Below are 1,168 nucleotides of genomic sequence, written 5' to 3'. Positions count from 1 at the left end.
GTACATGTTCGTTTTGAATCATTTTATAAAGGGCTGTGTTGGGACCAATGAAATCCTGATGACCAACAATCTCATCAAGGGTTAAAGGACGCATTCGAAAAGCGAGTGGTTCATTGTGCATAATAATTCCCCCTTTCAGTCGTTGTCATGTTTTGCTTCGACCATGTTTTTACGTTAAAATAAAGCGCTGATGGTCATTTTTGAACGAGTATGAATCGCATTTATTAGTATATCATATCCTTCTAGGTGTATTTCCGAGTTCTTCAAGAGGAGATTATGATATACTGTTGGTAGTATTTTTGACTAGACTAATTGAGGGTGATAAAATGAAAATTTCAACAAAGGGCCGTTATGGGCTTACGATTATGATTGAATTAGCAAAGCATTATGGGGAAGGACCTATTCCATTGCGTAAAATTGCTGCGGAAAAAGAGCTTTCTGAAGCATATTTAGAGCAATTAGTGTCCCCGCTTCGTAATTCAGGCTTAGTAAAAAGTGTACGTGGTGCTTATGGTGGTTATATGCTAGCGAATCCACCTAGCGAAATTTCAGCTGCCCATGTTATTAGTGTACTAGAAGGGCCGATTCAACCTGTAGAGGGTATCGAAAATGAGGAAGCACCACAACGAGAGCTATGGCTTCGTATTCGTGATGCGGTAAAAAATGTATTAGACACAACAACAATTGAAGATTTAGCACAATATACAGAAGAAAATGTAGCAGAAGGCTATATGTTCTATATTTAAAATGTTTAGGCTAAAGCGCTGCTCCCCCATTCTTATCATATGTTGGTTGAAGTAATGGACTTCAAGCTGAATGCTTTTGACAAGCGAATGATAATCAATGTGGGTTCCAGCGCTTTTTATCAAAAAGGAGTTTTTTAAACATGAATTCATATATCTATCTCGATCATGCAGCCACATCTCCGATGAACGGCCAAGTCATAGAAGCGATGACAACTGCTATGCAGCAAGTATTTGGCAACGCATCAAGTATTCATGGAGCAGGTCGAGAAGCACGAAAATATTTGGACGATGCTCGTGAGGTATTAGCCAATTCCATTGGTGCTCAGGCGGGGGAGATTATTTTAACAAGTGGTGGTACGGAAGCTGATAATACGGCTATCTTTGGGACTGTCTATGCCCGTGCGAATGAAGGAAAACACATT

Annotated in this window: 2 protein-coding genes; both read left to right on the top strand. The window is 39.7% G+C overall.

Annotated features, from left to right (window positions below; translation table 11 throughout):
• Positions 1–326: 326 nt before the first annotated feature.
• On the top strand, positions 327–746 hold the full coding sequence (gene cymR, locus RT445_RS23645) for a cysteine metabolism transcriptional regulator CymR (RefSeq protein ID WP_008181126.1): 420 nt from the start codon (positions 327–329) through the stop codon (positions 744–746).
• Positions 747–886: 140 nt separating this feature from the next.
• Positions 887–1,168 (top strand): aminotransferase class V-fold PLP-dependent enzyme (locus RT445_RS23640; protein WP_313471769.1); only part of this gene is annotated, 282 nt, incomplete at its 3' end.

The organism is Lysinibacillus sp. (assembly GCF_032093475.1).
Classification (GTDB): domain Bacteria; phylum Bacillota; class Bacilli; order Bacillales_A; family Planococcaceae; genus Lysinibacillus; species Lysinibacillus irui.
Note: the sequence above shows the minus strand (reverse complement) of the source record. Positions and strands in the feature narration are given on the sequence as shown.